Source organism: Stenotrophomonas panacihumi (assembly GCF_001431645.1).
In the GTDB taxonomy this organism is placed as follows: domain Bacteria; phylum Pseudomonadota; class Gammaproteobacteria; order Xanthomonadales; family Xanthomonadaceae; genus Stenotrophomonas_A; species Stenotrophomonas_A panacihumi.
Map to the genome: position 1 here is coordinate 33,690 of NZ_LLXU01000055.1, position 17,594 is coordinate 51,283.

A 17,594-nucleotide genomic window follows, 5' to 3' on the forward strand; every position below is an offset into this window, starting at 1 on the left:
CCCGCGTGCACTCAAGTACAGCGCGGCACGGCCGATACCGAACGGGCAGGGCTGCCGCGTCGGCGGCGTGGAGGGTGAATGGACAGCTTGGGTATTTCGGCGTCGGGGATGCGGGTGGCCGCGCTGCGGCTGGATGCGTCGGCCTCCAATGTCGCGCGGCTGCCGGTGGAGGGCGCCACGCGCCTGGGTGTCAGTGCCACGGCCAGTGCCGGCGGTGGCGTCCAGGGCACCGTGGTCGAAGCGGCGCAGGATACCGGCGCGCCGGTCGGCGACCTGGTCGAGTCGCGCTCGGCGGCGCTGGCGTTCGATGCCAATGCGCGGATGCTGCGGGCGGGCGATGAGAGCGTCGGGTTCCTGCTGGACGTGATGGCCTGAGGGCGAAGGGGGCGACGACAGCCATCGACCCCGCCCATCGTCCTCAACCGCCCGCCAGCTCCAGCAGCAGCTTGTTGAGCCGGCGCACATAGCCCGCCGGATCCTTCAGCGTGTCGCCGGCCGCCAGCGCGGCCTGGTCGAACAGCACGCGCGCCAACTCGCCGAAACGGCCTGCGTCGGCCTCCGCATCCAATCGTCCGATCAACGGATGCGCCGGGTTGAACTCGAACACCGGCTTGGCCTCCGGCAGCTTCTGCCCGCTGACCTCCAGGATCTGCCGCATCTGCAGGCCGAGGTCATCGCGGCCGATGGCCAGGATCGCCGGCGAGTCGGTCAGCCGCTGCGACACCCGCACCTCGGCCACTTCCTCGCCCAGCGCCTGCTTGATGCGCTCCACCAGCGCCTGCTTCTCCTGCGCCGCCTGCTCCTGCGCCTGCTTTTCCTCGGCGCTGTCCAGCGCGCCCAGGTCCAGGTCGCCGCGCGCGATGTCCACGAACGACTTGCCGTCGAACTCGGTGAGGTAGCCCATCAGCCACTCATCGATGCGATCGGTCATCAGCAGCACCTCGATGCCCTTCTTGCGGAACACCTCCAGGTGCGGGCTGTCCTTGATCTGCGCGTGGCTCTCGCCGGTGAGGTAGTACAGCTTGTCCTGGCCCTCGCGCAGGCGCGCGATGTAATCGGCCAGCGCCACGTCCTGCGCGCCATCGGTGCCGTGGGTGGAGGCGAAGCGCAGCAGGCCGGCGATCTTCTCGCGGTTGCCGTAATCCTCGGCCGGGCCTTCCTTCAGCACCTGGCCGAACTGCTTCCAGAACGCGGCGTAGTCTTGCGGCTTGTCCTTGGCCAGCTTCTCCAGCATGTCCAGCGAGCGCCTGGTCAGCGCGGCCTTCATCGAGTCGATGACCGGCCCGGCCTGCAGGATCTCGCGCGAGACATTGAGCGAGAGATCCCCCGAATCCACCACGCCCTTGATGAAGCGCAGGTACAGCGGCAGGAACTGCTCGGCCTGGTCCATGATGAAAACGCGCTGCACGTAGAGCTTCAGGCCCTTGGCGGCGTCGCGGTGGTACAGGTCGTACGGCGCGCGGCCGGGCACGTACAGCAGCGAGGTGTACTCCAGCTTGCCCTCGACCTTGTTGTGGCTCCACGCCAGCGGGTCAGCATGGTCGTGGGCCAGGTGCTTGTAGAACTCCTGGTATTCGGCGTCCTTCACCTCGCCGCGCGGCCGCGTCCACAGCGCGCTGGCACGGTTCACGGCTTCCCACTGCGCCTCGGCGCCGGCGTCCTCGCCTTCGGCTTCCTTGCGCAGTTCCACCGGCAGGGCGATGTGGTCCGAATACTTCTTGATGATGCCGCGCAGGCGCCAGGCATCGGCATAGCCTTCCTCGCCGTCCTTCAGGTGCAGCACGATGCGCGTGCCGCGCTCGGCGCGCTCGATCGTGGCGACGTTGAACTCGCCCTCGCCACGCGAGGACCAGTGCACGCCCTCGCTGGCGGGCAGGCCGGCGCGGCGGCTGTAGACATCGACCTGGTCGGCGACGATGAAGGCGCTGTAGAAGCCCACGCCGAACTGGCCGATCAGGTGCGCGTCCTTCTTCTGGTCGCCGCTGAGGTGGGCCAGGAAGTCGGCGGTGCCGGACTTGGCGATGGTGCCCAGGTGCGCGACGGCCTCCTCGCGGCTCATGCCGATGCCGTTGTCCTCGATGCTCACCGTGCGCGCGGCGGCGTCGTAGTCGACGCGGATGCGCAGCTCGCCGGCGCCCTCCAGCAGCTCCGGCCGCACCAGCGACTCGAAGCGCAGCTTGTCCGCCGCGTCGGCGGCATTGGACACCAGCTCGCGCAGGAAGATCTCCTTGTTCGAGTACAGCGAGTGGATCATCAGCTGCAGCAGCTGCTTGACCTCGGTCTGGAAGCCCAGGGTCTGCGGTTGCGATTCGGTCACGGGCATGGCTCCTTGGATGGCGGGCCGCAAACGCGGCGATGCCTTCCGGGTATGGGCCGGTGCGCGCATTTCAAGGCGGCGCGGCCATGCTGGTCTATCATGCGCGGCCTGATGACCCGCCCGACGCTCGCCAACGCCGCCCTCCGTTCGCCCCTTGCTGCAGCGCGGGGAAGTGCATGAGCGCGCGCAAGGGCGAAGGGCAGGTGCGCATCATCGGCGGGCGCTGGCGCAACACGCGCCTGGCCGTGCTCGACGTGGCGGGCCTGCGCCCGACGAGCGACCGCGTGCGCGAGACCCTGTTCAACTGGCTGCAGCCGGTGTTGCCCGGCGCGCGCGTGCTTGACCTGTTCGCCGGCAGCGGCGCGTTGGGGCTGGAGGCGGTGTCGCGGGGTGCGGCGTCGGCCTGCCTGGTCGAACGCGATGCCGGCCTGGCCGCGCGGCTGCGCGAGCAGATCGGCAAGCTGGGCGCGGCGGGGGAGGTCGAGGTGCAACAGGAGGACGCGCTGCGCTGGCTGGCGCGGCCGGCCGCCACGCGCTTCGATATCGCCTTCGTCGATCCGCCGTTTGCCGCCGGCCTTTGGAATCAGGTGCTTGCGGCGCTGCCGGCGCACCTCTCGGCGGAGGCCTGGCTGTATGTCGAGGCGCCGCATGACGCAGCCCCGTGGCTGCCGCCCGAATGGCGCCCGCACCGCGAGGGCGAGACCCGCGAAGTACGCTATGCGCTGTACCGGCGGGCCGCTGCTACACTGACGCTACCTTAACGCGGTACTCCAGCATGACCGTGGCCAATCGCCGCATCGCCGTCTATCCGGGCACCTTCGACCCGATCACCAACGGCCATATCGACCTCGTCGCGCGGGCCGCCCCGCTGTTCGACAAGGTGGTGGTCGGCGTGGCGCACAGCCCCTCCAAGGGCCCGGCGCTGCCGCTGGATCGCCGCGTGGAACTGGCCCGCGAGGCGCTGGGTGGCCACGACAACATCGAGGTCCGCGGCTTCGACACCCTGCTGGCGCATTTCGTGCGCGAGGTGAAGGCCGGCGTGCTGCTGCGCGGCCTGCGCGCGGTGTCGGATTTCGAATACGAATTCCAGATGGCCAGCATGAACCGCCACCTGATCCCCGAGGTGGAGACGCTGTTCCTCACCCCGGCCGAGCAGTACAGCTTCATCTCGTCCTCGCTGGTGCGAGAGATCGCCCGCCTCGGCGGCGATGTGTCCGGCTTCGTCCCCGCCTCGGTGGTCGAAGCGCTCCGCCAGGTGCGTGCCTCGCGCGCCCAGGCCTGAATTCACCCGTCACACCCATAACAAAACAGGAAACAGGGAGGATCACAATGAAGAATCTCATGCGTGCGCTGCTCATCGCCTCGATGGCTGCGCTGGCGTTCACCGCCTGCAAGAAGGAAGAAGCCAAGCCGGCCAACGAAGCCGCCGTGGCGCTGAAGGCCCCGGGCAAGGACGACGATGCCGGCTGGAAGCAGTACCTGCAGCAGGTCGCCATCCAGAACATGGGCAACGTCACCAACAGCCCGTTCCTGTACTACCTCCCGCCGGAGTCCGATCCGGAGTTCCAGGCCAAGTACGACCGCCAGGTCGAGAGCGCCACCACGACCATCAGCCGCGGCATCAGCCCGGGCAACATGATCGCCTTCGGCTCCTCGGCCTCTGCCAAGATGGCCGACATGATCGGCTCGGTGTTCAAGGACGTGCAGGCCGACTCGATGAAGGGCGTGCGCATCGTGTTCATCGGCGACGCCGCCGACAACGCGCGCGTGCAGACCACCATCCAGCCGACCGGCGCCGAGTACATCTTCGTCGAAGCCAAGTAATACCCGCGGACCGGGCGCCCCGCGCGCCCGGTCCCCTTGCCGGAACCGCCTTGCCGTACCCGCAACTCCCCCAGGTGATCGCCGCCTTCGCGCGTGATCCGCACCCCGCCGGACCGGCCTTCGCCGGAGCCGCGCCCACGCCCCGCGCGCGAGAAGCCGCCCGCGCCGCCGCGATGCCGCCGCCATGTCGCTGAAGATCAACGAGCTGTGCGTCAACTGCGATGTCTGCGAGCCGGCCTGCCCGAACCGGGCCATTTCCATGGGCGAGACCATCTACATCATCGACCCGGCGCGCTGCACCGAGTGCATCGGCCATTACGATGAGCCGCAGTGCGTGATGGTCTGCCCGGTCGAATGCATCGACCCCGACCCGGACATCCCGGAGACCCACGACCAGCTGCTGGCCAAGCTGCGCCAGCTGCAGATCGACCATCCCGAGTTCTACGAAGAGGAACCGCCGTCGCCATGAAGCCCTTCGCCCGCCCCGTGTTGCTGTGCCTGCTGGCGCTGTTCGCCACGCCGTCCTTCGCCGCCGAACCGCCGGCGCCCGCGAGCGGCAGCCCCCAGCACCCGCCGGGCGCGGCCGTGGCGAGCGGACATCGGCTGGCCACCGAGGCCGGCCTGCAGGTCCTGAAGGAGGGCGGCAACGCGTTCGACGCCGCGGTGGCGGTTTCTTCCACGCTGGCGGTGGTCGAGCCGATCAGCTCGGGCCTGGGCGGTGGCGGCTTCTTCCTGCTGCATGACGCGAAGACCGGCAAGGACGTGATGCTGGATGCGCGCGAGTACGCGCCCGAGTCCGCCACGCCGCAGCAGTTCCTCGACAAGAACGGCGACCTGGACCGCGACCGCTCGGTCAACGGCCCGTGGTCGGCCGGCATTCCCGGCCTGCCGGCGGCGCTGGTCGAACTGGCGGGCAAGCATGGCCGCCTGCCGCTGAAGCAGTCGCTGGCGCCGGCGATCCGCATCGCCACCGAAGGCTTCCCGGTGTACGAGCGCATGGCCAAGGGCTATGCCTCGCGCCGCGAAGTGATGGAGCGCTACCCCGGGACGCGCGAGGTGTACCTGCGCAACGGCCGGCCGATCGCCACCGGCGACGTGTTCAAGCAGCCGGAGCTGGCGCACACGCTGGCGCTGCTCGGCGACAAGGGTTTCGACGGCTTCTATCGCGGCGAGACCGCCAGGAAGCTGCTGGCCGGCGTGAAGCAGGCCGGTGGCCGCTGGACCGCGCAGGAACTGGCCGGCTACCAGGTCAAGGAACGCGCGCCGATCAGCTTCCAGTACCGCGACTGGAAGATCACCACCGCGCCGCCGCCGTCCTCCGGTGGCATCGCGCTGGCGGAGATGCTGCAGATCCTCGAAGGCTGGGACCTGGCCAAGCTGGATGACGTGCAGCGCACGCACCTGGTGGTGGAGGCCATGCGCCGCGCCTACCGCGACCGCACGTTCTTCCTGGGCGACCCGGACTTCGTCACCATCCCGCAGCGCGTGCTCACCAGCCCGGATTACGCGATGGGCCTGCGCGCCACCATCAACCCGGACAAGGCCACCCCGAGCGACCTGCTCTCGGGCAACCCCACGCCGCTGGAAGACGACGAGACCACGCACTTCTCCATCATCGACAGCGAAGGCAACCGCGTCGGCGCCACGCAGACGGTGAACCTGCTGTACGGCTCGGGCCTGATTCCCAAGGGCACCGGCGTGCTGCTCAACGACGAGATGGACGACTTCGCGCTCAAGCCCGGCACGCCCAACGCATTCGGCGTGATGGGCTACGAGGCCAATGCGCCCAAGCCGGGCAAGCGCATGCTCAGCTCGATGACGCCGACCTTCATGGAATCGCCGCAGCGCGTGACCGTGCTCGGCACGCCGGGTGGCAGCCGCATCATCACCATGGTGCTGCTGGGCATCCTCGGCTATGACGCCGGGCTGGACGCGCAGCAGGTCGCCGCATTGCCGCGTTACCACCACCAGTGGCTGCCGGACAAGATCGAAGCCGAAAGCGGTGCGTTCACGCCGGAAGTCGTCGCGGGCCTGCGCAAGCTCGGCCATACGGTCGACGTGCCGGGCGACAGCGCCGAAGGTGGCCGCGGTTCCAGCCACGTGTGGGGCAACCTGCAGACCGTGGAATGGGACCTGCGCGGCAACGTGCTGCGCGGCGGCAGCGACCCGCGCAACCCGGTGGGCAGCGCCGAAGTGGTCGCCGCCCCGGCCAACTGAGGATTCGGCGATGAAGCTCTGGTCCCTGCGTGGCAACAGCCAGAAGCTCGACGGCGGCGCGATGTTCGGCAACGCGCCACGCGCCCTGTGGGAAAAGTGGGCCGCGCCGGACGAACACAACCGCATCGAGCTGGCCTGCCGCGCGCTGCTGGCCAGCCCGCTGGCCGGCAAGACGGTGCTGTTCGAGACCGGCATCGGCGCGTTCTTCGAGCCGAAACTGCGCGAGCGCTATGGCGTGCAGGAAGCCCGGCACGTGCTGATCGATTCGCTGCGCGAGGCCGGCTTCGAGCACGAGGACATCGACGTGGTGGTGCTGAGCCATCTCCACTTCGACCATGCCGGCGGCCTGCTCGCGCCGTGGGGCGAAGGTCGCGCGCCGGAGCTGCTGTTTCCCAACGCCACCTTCGTGGTCGGCGCGGCGCATTGGCAACGCGCGCTGCAACCGCATCCGCGCGACCGCGCCAGCTTCATTCCGGAACTGCCCGCGCTGCTGCGCGAGAGCGGGCGGCTGGAGATCGTCGATGGCGCGCATTCGCAGGCACTCGGCGACAGCGTGCGCTTCACCTTCAGTGACGGCCATACGCCGGGGCTGATGCTGGCCGAGATCGTGGGCCCGGAGTTGATCGACGGCCAGCCGCATGGCGGCGTGGTGTTCTGCGCCGACCTGATCCCAGGCCGTTCGTGGGTGCATGTGCCCATCACCATGGGGTACGACCGCAACGCCGAGCTGCTGATCGACGAGAAGCACGCCTTCCTCGACGACAAGCTGGCGCGCAACGTCCATCTGTTCTTCACCCATGACCCGGACTGCGCGCTGGCCCAGGTGGTGCGCGATGACCGCGGCCGCTACGGCACCACGCACGAGGTCGCCGAGCTGCGCGCACGCAGTCTGTTCACGCCGCTGTTGGCCTGAACGTCCCGCGCGCCGCCTGGGTGCGCGGCTTGCACGGGCGACCGCTCGCCGGGCACGATCACGCGTCCCCCCGATGAGCGTGCTTCGATGTCCCACCGCCTCCTGCGGCGCCTCGCCGCATCCTGCCTGCTGGTTGTTGCCGTTCCCGCGCTGGCCGAACCGGCCATCCGCGTGGACCAACTCGGCTTTGTGCCCGGCGCGCGCAAGCTGGCGGTGGTCGAGGGGATCGAGGCGAGCCAGCCTTTCAGCGTGGTGCGCGCCAAAGACGGCAAGACGGTGTTCAAGGGCACGCTGGAAGCTCCCGCGAACTGGACGCCGGCCGACCGCATGGCGGCGCTGGCCGATTTCAGCGCATTCGGCACGCCGGGTGTCTACCGCATCGAAGTGCGTGGCGTGCCGGCCTCCGATGCGTTCCGCATCGACGCCAAGGCGTATGCCGGCCTGAACGACGCCGCGCTGAAGGCGTACTACTACAACCGCGCGAGCACGGCGTTGGATGCCAGGCACGCGGGCGTCTACGCGCGCGCGGCGGGCCATCCCGACACGCAGGTGGAGATCCATCCTTCGGCCGCCTCGCCGGGGCGGCCGGCCGGCACCGTGGTCTCCGCGCCCAAGGGCTGGTACGACGCCGGCGACTACAACAAGTACATCGTGAACTCCGGCATCTCGACCTGGACCCTGCTGGCCGCTTACGCGCATTACCCGAAGTTCTTCAAGGGCCGCGATATCAACATCCCGGAGAGCGGCAATGCCGTGCCCGACATCCTCGACGAGGCGATGTGGAACCTGGAATGGATGCTCGCCATGCAGGACCCGGGCGATGGCGGCGTCTACCACAAGCTCACCAACCTGCAGTTCGACGGCATCGTGATGCCCGCGCAGGCCAACGCCAGGCGCTACATGGTGGGCAAGGGCACGGCGGCCACGCTGGATTTCGCCGCGGTGATGGCGAAGGCCGCGCGCGTCTATGCACCCTACGAGGCGCAGTTCCCCGGCGTGCCGGCGCGCATGCGCGCGGCAGCCGAGGCGGCATGGGGCTGGGCGATGACGCATCCCGACGTGGCTTACGTGCAGCCTGGCGACGTCAAGACCGGCGGCTACAACGACGAGACGTTCGACGACGAATTCGCCTGGGCCGCCGCGGAGCTTTACCTGCTGACCGGCACGCCGGCGTACTACCAGACCTTCGAGCGCCACGCGCAGCCGCCGGGCGTGCCGAACTGGGCGAACGTCGGCGCGCTGGGCTGGATCTCGCTGGCGAGCGAGCTGCCGCGCCTGCCCGACGATGCCGCGCGGGCGAAAGTGCGCGACGGCGTGGTAGGCGAGGCTTCGAAGCTGGCGACGAAGTGGTCGCAATCGGCATGGCGGGTATCCATGCAGCCGGGCGATTTCCGCTGGGGCAGCAATGCCGACGTGCTCAACCAGGCGATGATGCTGTTGCAGGGCTACCGGCTGGATGGCGACCGTGCGCAGCTGGACGCCGCGCAGTCGCAGCTGGATTACATCCTGGGTCGCAACCCGCTGGGCGTGTCGTTCGTGACCGGGCAGGGCGCGCGCAGCCCGATGAACATCCATCACCGGCCTTCGGAGGCCGACGGCATCACCGCGCCGGTGCCGGGCTGGCTGTCGGGTGGCCCGAACCCGGGGCAGCAGGATGCCAAGGACTGCAAGACGGCGCGCTATGCGAGCGCGTTGCCGGCGCTGTCGTGGCTGGACGATACCTGCAGCTATGCCAGCAACGAGGTGGCGATCAACTGGAATGCGCCGCTGGTGTACGTGAGCGCGGCGTTGCAGGCGCTGACGCCGGCCACGGTGGAAGGGAAGCGCTGAGGCGAAAGGGTTGCTTGTCAGCCGATGGGAACTGACGGAACATCAGGCCCCATCGGGCGTTGCGACTGAAAGGATTCGCCTGGCTACCGACCATTGGAGGGACGCATGACCCGATCGACCGTACGCATACTGCTCGTGATGTCGCTCATCTGGTTGGTGATGGTGGCGGGTCTCGCGGCGTTGTTCTATCCCTCGGTGGGTGGCATCGCCGCCATCATGGAACCCAACCCGTTCTGGTCGGTATCGGCGACCGGCATTCCTGCCGCACCTTTCAAGGTGACGCTTCATCGGGTGCCCTGGTTGGTCATTAACCTGGGGCCACTGGTCGCGCTCTGGGGATTCGCAGTGTTCATGACGATCGCGACGCGGCCTCGCACGCTGCCGGAAGCGTGACAACGTGGGGGGAGCATCGTGGCCGTAGCAGACAAGAGCTAAACCGTGAGGTCGGCTGACGCGTGGCCCTGAGCATGGGGGCGCTACCTGCCGGCAGCGCCCCACGTCGATAGGACATCCACGCTTTGGCCGAGCGTTTCGTTACCGGTCGAGGAATCCGACCAGCGCCGGAATCGTCTGCCCGGGCGCTTCCTCCATCAGCCAGTGGCCCGAGCCCTTGATGATGACACCCTCGACATTCGTGTCGACCATCCGCCCCTGGTCGATCAGGAACTGGCCGCCGGCCTTCTCACCGGAGAGCACCAGCATGGGCATGTGCAGCGGGGTCTGGGCGAGACCGGCGAAGTCCTTGGCATCCTGCTCGAAGTTGCGGAAGTACTCGAAGCCGGCGCGCATGCCGCCGGGCTGGGCGTACTGCGCCGCGTAGAACTGGCGGTCGGCCTCGGGCACCGAGTGCGTGCGGTCAGCGGCGAAGTCGTTCCAGAAGTGCTCGAAGTAGATGCGCTCGCGGCCATCGACCAGCTTGAGCGGCGTCTCGCCGTAGAAGTGGAAATGCCACAGGTCGCGCAGTAGCCATACCTTGGTCCAGTCGCCCACGCCGGGCAGGAACGCATCCATCAGCACCACGCTTTCGACCTGGTCCGGATATTGCGCCGCGTACGCGTAGGCCACCATCAGGCCGATGTCATGCCCGACGATCTTCACCTTGGGATAGCCCAGCGACTGCACCAGCGCATGGATGTCCTGGGCCATGGTCTTCTTGTCGTAGCCGCCGGCCGGCTTGGAGGAGCCGCCCGCGCCGCGCAGGTCGGGCGCGATGACGACGTGGCGGCCGGCCAGCTCGCGCATCAGTGGCTGCCACATGCGGCTGGTCTCGGCGTAGCCGTGCAGCAGCACCACGGGCGTGCCGTCGCCGTGGCCGGCTTGCAGGTAGTGCAGGGTGACGCCGTTGACGTTGGCGGTGTGGCTCTGGATGTCCACGTTCGCCGCATGGGCGACGGTGGCGGCGAACAGCGCGAGCCCTCCGAGGGCGGCGCGCTGGAAGAAGCGAAGGAGCGTTTTCATGGAAGTTCCTCGTCGAGATGGGGTCATGGATCAGTGGTGAAGGGCACGCGCGCCAGGAACTCGCGCGTCGTGAGCAGGGCATGCGCGTAGGTCGGTCCGTTGACCTCGTGCGCGTAGAACATCGCGTCGTGGCTCAGCGCGGCGGTGGCATCGGTGACCAGGGTGACGTGGTAGCCCAGCTCGCTGGCGTGGCGCGCGGTGGTCTCGATGCAGGTGTTGGCGATCACCCCGACCACGACGACATGGCTGATGCGCTGCTGCTTGAGCAGCAGGTCCAGGTCCGTGCCGACGAAGCCGTTCGCGCCCCAGTGTTCCTTGGCGACGGTGTCGCCGGGCTCGGGCATGAAGTGCGGGTGCCACTGGCCGCCCCAGCTGTTTTTTCCGAAGGCCTGGGCCTGCGAAGTCACCTGCTGCCAGGGCGTGGGGTGCTGCCAGCGGTCGAAGTCGTTGGGCATCGCGCGGTGGTGGGGCACGAAGAACAACGGCCACCGCGCGCAGCGGATCGCCTGCCGGATGCGGCGCAGGTTCGCCAGCAGGTCCACGGCCCCGGCCACGTCCGCCAGCCGCGGCCAGAACTTGCCGCCTTCGGAGAGGAAGTCGTTGTAGGGGTCGACCAGCAGCAGCGCGGTATGCCCCGGTGGATAGACCGGCCCCAGCGAATCCATGGCTGCTTCTCCGGGCGCGCGCCGTGTGCGCCTGCCATGCCAGCATCGGCGGCGCGCCCTTCCGTGGCATCGCGGTGAACGGTGGCCCGCGCGTCCTCCATTTGGGGGATGCCCCCGGGTAGCCCCGGGTTGCTATACATTGCGCCGTGACCGGCAGGGGCGGGCGTAGCGGAGCGGGACATGAGCATCCGGATACTGACCATCGACGACCACCCGCTGGTGCGCGACGGCATCAGCGCCATGCTGGAGGTGGAGCCGGACCTGGTCGTGGCCGGCGAGGCCGGCGATGCCGACAGCGGCCTGGAACTTTTCCGCAGCCTGCTGCCGGACGTGGTGCTCGTGGACCTGCAGATGCCCGGCTGCAACGGCATCGAATTCATCCGCCGCCTGCGCGCGGAGTTCCCCGAGGCCCGTGTCGCGGTGCTGACGACTTACAGCGGCGATGGCAACGCGCGCGAGGCGATGGCAGCCGGTGCTTACGGCTACCTGCTGAAGAGCGCATTGCGCGGCGAGCTGATCGACGCGCTGCGCAAGATCGCCCAAGGCAAGCGCTGCGTCTCCAACGAGGTGTCGCAGGAGATTTCCAGGCACATTGGCGACCAGGCATTGACCGCGCGCGAACTGGCCATCCTCACCGCGTTGGCGCGGGGGTGGGAAAACAAGCGCATCGCCAACGAGATGGGCATCTCGGCCGAAACCGTGAAGTCGCACCTGACGCGCATCTTCGAGAAGATCGATGCCAGCAACCGCACCGAGGCCTTCCACATCGCGCTGCGCCGCGGGCTGGTCAGGCTGGACGATTGACGAGGGCAGGCTGCGCAGCGCTCGCAGCCTGCACCGAAGCGGTCAGATCACCGAACGCACCACGCCGCCATCCACGCGCACGGCTGCGCCGGTGGTGGCCGAGGCCTGTTCCGAGGCGAGGTAGACACTCAGGTTGGCCACTTCGTCCACCGTGGCCAGGCGCTGGATCAACGACGTCGGCCGGTGCGTGGAAATGAAATCGCGTTCGACTTCGGCCAGGGATTTGCCGTGCTCGGCGGCGATCTTCCCGAAGAAATCGCCGACGCCTTCGGACAGGGTGGGGCCGGGCAGGATCGCGTTGACGGTCACGCCAGTGCCGGCCAGCGTCTCGGCCAAGCCGCGCGACACCGCGAGCTGCGCGGTCTTGGTCGTGCCGTAGTGGACCATCTCCGTGGGGATCTGCACGCCCGATTCGCTGGAGAGGAACTGGATGCGGCCCCAGCCGCGCTCGGCCATGCCGGTCGCGTAGTGCCGGGCAAGCCGGATGCCGCTGAGCACGTTCACTTCGAAGAACCGCATCCAGTCTTCGTCGGGGATATCGAAGAAGGCTTTCGGTTCGAAGATGCCGAGGTTGTTGACCAGGATGTCCGTCGAGGGTTCGGCGTCGATCAGCGCCTGCGCGCCCTTCAGCGTGCCGAGGTCGCCGGCGACGCCCGAGACGCGTGCGCCGGGCACCTCGCCGGTGAGGGTGGCGATGGCCTCGTCCACACGTGGCTGCGTGCGCCCGGTGACGACCACCCGTGCGCCGGAGGCGGCCAGGCCGCGGGCAATGGCCAGGCCGATGCCGGCGGTCGAACCGGTGACGATGGCGGTCCGGTGGCTCAGGTCGATGTGCATGGAAGCTCCTTTCAAGGGGGAGGGCGGTGGCGCCCGCACGGGTGTTTTACCGCCCCGCGGGTTCCGGGCGCATCAAGGCCGGCGCTTCAATGCGCGGCGTGCGGGTCGTCGGCGGGATTCTCGTAGACGGTATCCGTCGGCCCCACGCCGGTGATGAGCACGGTGACCGGTTCGTCACCGGTCTGCGCGAAGTGTGCCGCGTTCGCCGGTTCCGTGTAGACCGAGCCGGGTGGCAGGGTTTTCAGCTTCCGCGCATCGAACCGGCTCCCGTAGCCGAAGTGCCAGGTGCCCGACAGCACCGTGGCCACGCGATCGCCCGCGTGGTGGTGCGCGGGAATGGCGGCATGCGGCGCCACGCGAAGCAGCTGGCTGTATGGCCCGGGCCGGGATGGATCGCCCAGCAGCCTGACCACCTGCACCTTGGCGTTGCCCGAGCCGCCCGCACCGCCGGTAGCGGGGATGGCCGCGAGTTCCGCCGGCGTTTTCGCGTACGCGTCGGAGAATGCCGGCGTGTTTGCCTGCTGCGCCTGCGCGTTGATGGCGCAGGCGGCCAGGAGGATCAACATCCATCTGCTCATGTGTGCTCGCCTGTTCCGGGGGAGGGCGTGGAGTTCGTGCGTGATGGCCAGCATCCGCCGGTGCCTTGCGCATCGCATCGCAGGGAACGGTTGCGCGCCCCTCCTCCATTTGGGGGAGCCGTGCGCGCTCCCTGTGCGGCGGGCCGGGCGCTGCGCCATACTCGCGCCGTCCATCCCGGCGGGGGGAGATCGCCGGGCTCCTCCCTCCGACAGCGTCGCCGCCATGGCCCCTTCGGTCCCTGTTGTTCCGTCATGCCGGTCGCGCACGCTCGGTCGCGTCGCACGGGCGGGCATGGGCATCGTCCTGCTCTGCCTGTGTGCGGCGGCATACGCACTCTCCCCGGACCGCGCGCTGTCGCAGCTGCGGCATGACCGCTGGACGCCCGAGCAGGGCGCGCCGGCGCAGATCCTGTCGATCGCGCAGACGCCGGACGGCTTCCTCTGGCTGGGATCGCGACAGGGCCTGTATCGCTTCGATGGCCTGCGCTTCGAGCGCACCACCTCGATTGCCGGCACGCCGATCGCCGATGACGACATCCTCAACCTGTTCGTCGATGAGGACGGCAGCGTGTGGGTGGGCTACGTCAGCGGCGGCATGAGCCGCATGGGCGGTCCGAAGCCGGCGAACTATCCCTACCAGCGCGACGACGTGCCCCTGGGTTCGGTGATCGGTTTTGGGCGCGACGCCAGCGGGCGGCTGTGGGCGGCCACCGCGACCGCGGTCGTGTACCTGGATCCGGCCACGGATACGTGGAAGACCGTGCCGGAGATGGGCTTCGATCCGTCCTGGATGCCGCAGCGCCTGTTCTTCGATCGCGACAAGGGCATGTGGGTGGCGTACTCGGAGGGCGGCATCGCCCATATCGCGCATCTGGCGCCCGGCGCGACGTCGTTCGAGGTCATGCCGCCCTCCATCGACCATCCGTTCTTCGACCAGGCGCCGGATGGCACGTTGTGGGCCGTGGACGAGTGGGGCGCGCGTCCCTTGTCGAAGGCCGTGCCGCTACCCGGGCGCGCCGAGGTCACGGCCAGCTGGCTCGACCCGGCGTTCAAGGGCGCGGGCCTGCGTTTCGACCGCGACGGCGTGATGTGGCTCGCCAACGAGAACGGCGTGGCGCGGTTGCGGAACCCTGCCGTGCTGCGTGCGCCGGACAATGCGCACGCAGCACCTGCGCCGGAATACTTCGGTATCGCACAGGGCCTGACCTCCGACGTGGTGTGGACACTGTTCGAGGACCGCGAGGGCAACCTGTGGGTGGGCACGGCCAACGGGCTGGATCGCTTCCGTGCCAACGCGCTGGCGGCGATCCAGTTGCCGCGTCGCGACCAGGTGTTCGCGGTAGGCGTGGATGGGCAGGGGCAGGTATGGGCCGCGAACGCGGACAAGGGCCCGATGCGCGTCACCCCGGAGGCGGACGCGCCTGTCGGCGCGCGCGTGCAGGAGGTGGGCGGCGCGGAAGCCGGCGTGACCGCGCTCCATCGCGACGGCACGGGCCAGTTCTGGGTCGGTGATGCGAATGGCGGCCTGTGGCGCAGTGACGGCGCGAAGCTGCAGCCTGTGCCGCTGCCGCCGGAGGTGGCCGGCGGCGGAAGGATCGTGACGTTGGCCAGCGACCGCGACGGCGGGCTGTGGGTGAGCAAGGTCAACGGCGGCCTGCTGCGGTTCTACCGTGGGCAGTGGGAAGCGCAGAACGCCAGGTACGGCATGAAGGCGGGCACCGCGCCGCGCGCGCTGGCGCAGGACGCGCAGGGCCGCCTCTGGTCCGACGCCGGGCAGACGATCCGCGTGTTCGAGGCGGGCGGCCACCACGACTTCGACGAAGACGGGCCGCAGGTCGGGCGTATTGCGGTACTGCGGGCCTGTAAGGACGAGCTGTGGATCGGCGGCGTGCAGGGCGTGGCCGCGCGCATCGGCGAACATTTCCAGCGCTTGCTGGGACGCGGTGGCGAAGCATTCGAGCGCACGGCGGGCATCGTCATGCTCGCCGATGGCGAGGCGTGGCTGATCGGGCGGCCCGGCGTCACCCGCGTACCCGCCAGCGAGATGGCCCGCTGGCGAGCGCAGCCCGACTACCGCGTGGCATTCCAGCGCTTCGGCGTACTCGATGGCCTGCGCGGAACAGCAGAGCAAAGCGGCGCTTCACCCGTGGCGGTGGCCGATGACCAGGGGCGGATCTGGTTCGCGACGAGCCGGGGCGTGCTTTGGATCGACCCCGCTGCTCTCCAGCACAGCCACCCGGGCCCCGCCGTCGCGCCTGCCGTGCTTGCCGTGCACGTGGACGGCAAGGACATGCCGATTGCATCGGCGCTGTCCTTGCCGGTGGGCAGTCGTGATCTTCGGATCGACTACACCGCGCCGTTCCTCGGGCGACCCGAACAGGCGCGCTTCCGTTACCGGCTGGAGGGGCTGGAGACCGATTGGCACGACGCCGGCGCGCAGCGCCAGGCGCTGTACAGCCGCGTGGCGCCCGGCAGCTACCGTTTCCGCCTGCAGGCCGGCGACGGCGGCGGGGCGTGGTCGGGAAACGAGGCGACGCTGGTGTTCAAGGTGCCGCCGGCCTTCTGGCAGACGGGGTGGTTCGCATTGGTTTGCCTGGCGCTCGCGCTGGGGCTGGTGTGGATGCTGATACGTTGGCGCGTGGCCGCCGCGCGCGCGGGGCTGCAGCGGGTGTATCGCGCGCGCATCGTCGAGCGCGAGCGCATCGCGCGCGACCTGCACGATACGTTGCTGCAATCCATGCAGGCGCTGACGTTCATGGTGGAAGCGGCGCGCGCGCGGCTCGAACGCGGCGAGGACGAAGCCGCCAAGGCTGGCTTGTCGCGCGTGGTGATGGAGGCCAACGCGGGGTTGGTGGAAGGCCGCGACCGGATCCGCGAACTGCGGCAGGACGCAGCGGAGCCTCGGGACCTCGCGGCGACGCTGGGTGAACTGCCGAACAAGTTGGCGCTGCCGCAGGAAATCGCCTACGCGTTCAATGCGCGCGGCAAGCCGATCCATTGGGAGGCCACCGAACTGGACGAGGTGTATCGCATCGTGCGCGAAGCGGTGGCCAATGCGGCGCGGCATGCCGGTGCGCGGAATATCACGGTGTCCGTGGTGTATGGCTGGCTTGGCGTTCGAGTGGAAGTACGCGACGACGGCTGCGGCATCGACCCGGCACTGCTGGCCAGTGGCCAGCGGGAAGGCCACTGGGGGCTGGTCGGCATGCGCGAGCGGGCCCGCGGGTTGGGGGCGAGGCTGTCAGTGGCGTCGCGACCGGGGCAGGGGACGATCGTGCGGCTGTATCTGCCGCGGTGGCGCGGTGTGCGGCGCGTGCAAGGATGAGTGGCCAATGGACCCAGCCTCTTCAGCGAGCTATGCCCACTCCGACGGGATGCGATTCTTTGGATTAATTGCAGCTACTACAACCGCGTCCCGAAAATCCGGTCCCCCGCATCCCCCAGCCCCGGCAGGATGTAGCCCTTCTCGTTGAGCCGCTCGTCGATGGCCGCGGTATATACCTCCACGTCCGGATGCGCGGCCTCCAGCGCCTTCAGCCCCTCCGGCGCGGCGACCAGGAAAATCCCCTTGATCTTCCGCGCGCCGGCGCGCTTGAGCATGTCCACGGTGGCGATCAGCGTGCCACCGGTGGCCAGCATCGGGTCCAGGATCAGCGCATCGCGCTCTTCCAGCCGGCCGGTCAGGCGTTCGAAGTAGGGCACCGGCTGCAGCGTCTCCTCATCGCGCTGCAGGCCCACCACGCTCACGCGCGCGGCCGGAATCAGCGCCAGCACGCCGGGCAGCATGCCCAGGCCCGCGCGCAGGATCGGCACCAGCGTGATCTTCGCGCCGGCGATGCGCTGCACCTGCACCGGGCCGGCCCAGCCTTCCATCGTGTGCGATTCGGTGTCCAGGTCGGCGGTGGCCTCGTAGGCCAGCAGGGTGCCCAGCTCGGTCACCAGCTCGCGGAAGCCCTTGGTGCTCAGCGCGGCATCGCGCAGCAGGCCGATCTTGTGGCGGACCAGCGGATGACGGACTTCGACGATTTTCATGGCGGTTCGATGACGGCGGAGATGCGCACAGTGTGCCGGAGAGGCCGCCGACACTGCCAGATGCGTCACGCGCTGGGCGAATAGTCGCCCCGGTGTCATGCCGATGAAACCAAGTGGAA

The 17,594-nt window shown here is 69.1% G+C and carries 17 protein-coding genes; 11 read left to right on the plus strand and 6 right to left on the minus strand.

Annotated features, from left to right (window positions below):
* Positions 1 to 78: 78 nt before the first annotated feature.
* Entirely contained in the window at positions 79 to 375 is a 297-nt protein-coding gene (locus tag ARC20_RS04200; protein WP_057644798.1) for a hypothetical protein, read from the plus strand.
* Positions 376 to 418: 43 nt separating this feature from the next.
* On the opposite strand, the gene htpG is transcribed toward ARC20_RS04200, so the two are convergent.
* Positions 419 to 2,317, minus strand: coding sequence for a molecular chaperone HtpG (gene htpG / locus ARC20_RS04205; protein ID WP_425478483.1), 1,899 nt, complete (start codon positions 2,315 to 2,317; stop codon positions 419 to 421).
* A 176-nt stretch (positions 2,318 to 2,493) separates the two neighbouring features.
* Between htpG and rsmD the strand changes: the two genes are divergently transcribed.
* From rsmD to ARC20_RS04245, 8 genes are all read left to right on the plus strand, one after another.
* Positions 2,494 to 3,078: a 16S rRNA (guanine(966)-N(2))-methyltransferase RsmD gene (rsmD, locus tag ARC20_RS04210; RefSeq protein ID WP_057644805.1), complete on the plus strand. Its 585-nt coding sequence runs from the start codon at positions 2,494 to 2,496 to the stop codon at positions 3,076 to 3,078.
* Between the two features lie 14 nt (positions 3,079 to 3,092).
* The gene (coaD, locus tag ARC20_RS04215) at positions 3,093 to 3,599 is read left to right on the plus strand and encodes a pantetheine-phosphate adenylyltransferase (RefSeq protein WP_057644809.1); all 507 of its coding nucleotides are present in this window, start codon (positions 3,093 to 3,095) and stop codon (positions 3,597 to 3,599) included.
* 47 nt (positions 3,600 to 3,646) lie between these two features.
* A complete protein-coding gene (locus tag ARC20_RS04220) occupies positions 3,647 to 4,141 on the plus strand; it encodes a hypothetical protein (protein WP_057644812.1) in 495 nt (164 codons plus the stop codon).
* 184 nt (positions 4,142 to 4,325) lie between these two features.
* Positions 4,326 to 4,610 (plus strand): YfhL family 4Fe-4S dicluster ferredoxin, encoded by a 285-nt coding sequence (locus tag ARC20_RS04225; protein WP_057644814.1) that lies wholly within the window; start codon positions 4,326 to 4,328, stop codon positions 4,608 to 4,610.
* The gene (gene ggt, locus ARC20_RS04230) at positions 4,607 to 6,358 is read left to right on the plus strand and encodes a gamma-glutamyltransferase (protein ID WP_057644817.1); all 1,752 of its coding nucleotides are present in this window, start codon (positions 4,607 to 4,609) and stop codon (positions 6,356 to 6,358) included. Before ARC20_RS04225 ends, ggt begins: the two co-directional genes overlap by 4 nt.
* A gap of 10 nt (positions 6,359 to 6,368) precedes the next feature.
* Entirely contained in the window at positions 6,369 to 7,271 is a 903-nt protein-coding gene (locus tag ARC20_RS04235; protein WP_057644818.1) for an MBL fold metallo-hydrolase, read from the plus strand.
* A gap of 87 nt (positions 7,272 to 7,358) precedes the next feature.
* Positions 7,359 to 9,101 carry a glycoside hydrolase family 9 protein gene (locus ARC20_RS04240; RefSeq protein ID WP_057644822.1) on the plus strand — a complete coding sequence of 581 codons (1,743 nt, stop codon included), beginning with the start codon at positions 7,359 to 7,361 and terminating at the stop codon, positions 9,099 to 9,101.
* Between the two features lie 105 nt (positions 9,102 to 9,206).
* On the plus strand, positions 9,207 to 9,494 hold the full coding sequence (locus ARC20_RS04245) for a hypothetical protein (protein ID WP_057644825.1): 288 nt from the start codon (positions 9,207 to 9,209) through the stop codon (positions 9,492 to 9,494).
* Positions 9,495 to 9,635: 141 nt separating this feature from the next.
* Here the strand turns inward: ARC20_RS04245 and ARC20_RS04250 are convergent, their stop codons facing one another.
* Both ARC20_RS04250 and ARC20_RS04255 read right to left on the minus strand, forming a co-directional pair.
* Entirely contained in the window at positions 9,636 to 10,559 is a 924-nt protein-coding gene (locus tag ARC20_RS04250) for an alpha/beta fold hydrolase (RefSeq protein ID WP_057644828.1), read from the minus strand.
* 23 nt (positions 10,560 to 10,582) lie between these two features.
* Positions 10,583 to 11,224: a cysteine hydrolase family protein gene (locus ARC20_RS04255; protein ID WP_057644831.1), complete on the minus strand. Its 642-nt coding sequence runs from the start codon at positions 11,222 to 11,224 to the stop codon at positions 10,583 to 10,585.
* A 180-nt stretch (positions 11,225 to 11,404) separates the two neighbouring features.
* Between ARC20_RS04255 and ARC20_RS04260 the strand changes: the two genes are divergently transcribed.
* Positions 11,405 to 12,028, plus strand: coding sequence for a response regulator (locus ARC20_RS04260; protein WP_057644833.1), 624 nt, complete (start codon positions 11,405 to 11,407; stop codon positions 12,026 to 12,028).
* Between the two features lie 42 nt (positions 12,029 to 12,070).
* Here the strand turns inward: ARC20_RS04260 and ARC20_RS04265 are convergent, their stop codons facing one another.
* The gene (locus ARC20_RS04265; protein ID WP_057644837.1) at positions 12,071 to 12,865 is read right to left on the minus strand and encodes an SDR family NAD(P)-dependent oxidoreductase; all 795 of its coding nucleotides are present in this window, start codon (positions 12,863 to 12,865) and stop codon (positions 12,071 to 12,073) included.
* An 86-nt stretch (positions 12,866 to 12,951) separates the two neighbouring features.
* Positions 12,952 to 13,431 carry a cupin domain-containing protein gene (locus ARC20_RS18500; protein ID WP_057644840.1) on the minus strand — a complete coding sequence of 160 codons (480 nt, stop codon included), beginning with the start codon at positions 13,429 to 13,431 and terminating at the stop codon, positions 12,952 to 12,954.
* 304 nt (positions 13,432 to 13,735) lie between these two features.
* Here ARC20_RS18500 and ARC20_RS04275 point away from each other — a divergent pair, with 304 nt between their 5' ends.
* Entirely contained in the window at positions 13,736 to 16,768 is a 3,033-nt protein-coding gene (locus ARC20_RS04275) for a sensor histidine kinase (protein WP_057644844.1), read from the plus strand.
* A gap of 77 nt (positions 16,769 to 16,845) precedes the next feature.
* Here the strand turns inward: ARC20_RS04275 and upp are convergent, their stop codons facing one another.
* On the minus strand, positions 16,846 to 17,475 hold the full coding sequence (gene upp, locus ARC20_RS04280; protein WP_057644846.1) for a uracil phosphoribosyltransferase: 630 nt from the start codon (positions 17,473 to 17,475) through the stop codon (positions 16,846 to 16,848).
* Positions 17,476 to 17,594: the final 119 nt, after the last annotated feature.

Excerpts from the sequence above, each read along its gene's own strand:
- ARC20_RS04200 (WP_057644798.1), top strand. The coding sequence starts at position 79 with ATGGACAGCTTGGGTATTTCGGCGTCGGGGATGCGGGTGGCCGCGCTG.
- rsmD (WP_057644805.1), top strand. The coding sequence starts at position 2,494 with ATGAGCGCGCGCAAGGGCGAAGGGCAGGTGCGCATCATCGGCGGGCGC.
- coaD (WP_057644809.1), top strand. The coding sequence starts at position 3,093 with ATGACCGTGGCCAATCGCCGCATCGCCGTCTATCCGGGCACCTTCGAC.
- ARC20_RS04220 (WP_057644812.1), top strand. The coding sequence starts at position 3,647 with ATGAAGAATCTCATGCGTGCGCTGCTCATCGCCTCGATGGCTGCGCTG.
- ARC20_RS04225 (WP_057644814.1), top strand. The coding sequence starts at position 4,326 with ATGTCGCTGAAGATCAACGAGCTGTGCGTCAACTGCGATGTCTGCGAG.
- ggt (WP_057644817.1), top strand. The coding sequence starts at position 4,607 with ATGAAGCCCTTCGCCCGCCCCGTGTTGCTGTGCCTGCTGGCGCTGTTC.
- ARC20_RS04235 (WP_057644818.1), top strand. The coding sequence starts at position 6,369 with ATGAAGCTCTGGTCCCTGCGTGGCAACAGCCAGAAGCTCGACGGCGGC.
- ARC20_RS04240 (WP_057644822.1), top strand. The coding sequence starts at position 7,359 with ATGTCCCACCGCCTCCTGCGGCGCCTCGCCGCATCCTGCCTGCTGGTT.
- ARC20_RS04245 (WP_057644825.1), top strand. The coding sequence starts at position 9,207 with ATGACCCGATCGACCGTACGCATACTGCTCGTGATGTCGCTCATCTGG.
- ARC20_RS04250 (WP_057644828.1), bottom strand. The coding sequence starts at position 10,559 with ATGAAAACGCTCCTTCGCTTCTTCCAGCGCGCCGCCCTCGGAGGGCTC.
- ARC20_RS04255 (WP_057644831.1), bottom strand. The coding sequence starts at position 11,224 with ATGGATTCGCTGGGGCCGGTCTATCCACCGGGGCATACCGCGCTGCTG.
- ARC20_RS04260 (WP_057644833.1), top strand. The coding sequence starts at position 11,405 with ATGAGCATCCGGATACTGACCATCGACGACCACCCGCTGGTGCGCGAC.
- ARC20_RS04265 (WP_057644837.1), bottom strand. The coding sequence starts at position 12,865 with ATGCACATCGACCTGAGCCACCGGACCGCCATCGTCACCGGTTCGACC.
- ARC20_RS18500 (WP_057644840.1), bottom strand. The coding sequence starts at position 13,431 with ATGTTGATCCTCCTGGCCGCCTGCGCCATCAACGCGCAGGCGCAGCAG.
- ARC20_RS04275 (WP_057644844.1), top strand. The coding sequence starts at position 13,736 with ATGGGCATCGTCCTGCTCTGCCTGTGTGCGGCGGCATACGCACTCTCC.
- upp (WP_057644846.1), bottom strand. The coding sequence starts at position 17,475 with ATGAAAATCGTCGAAGTCCGTCATCCGCTGGTCCGCCACAAGATCGGC.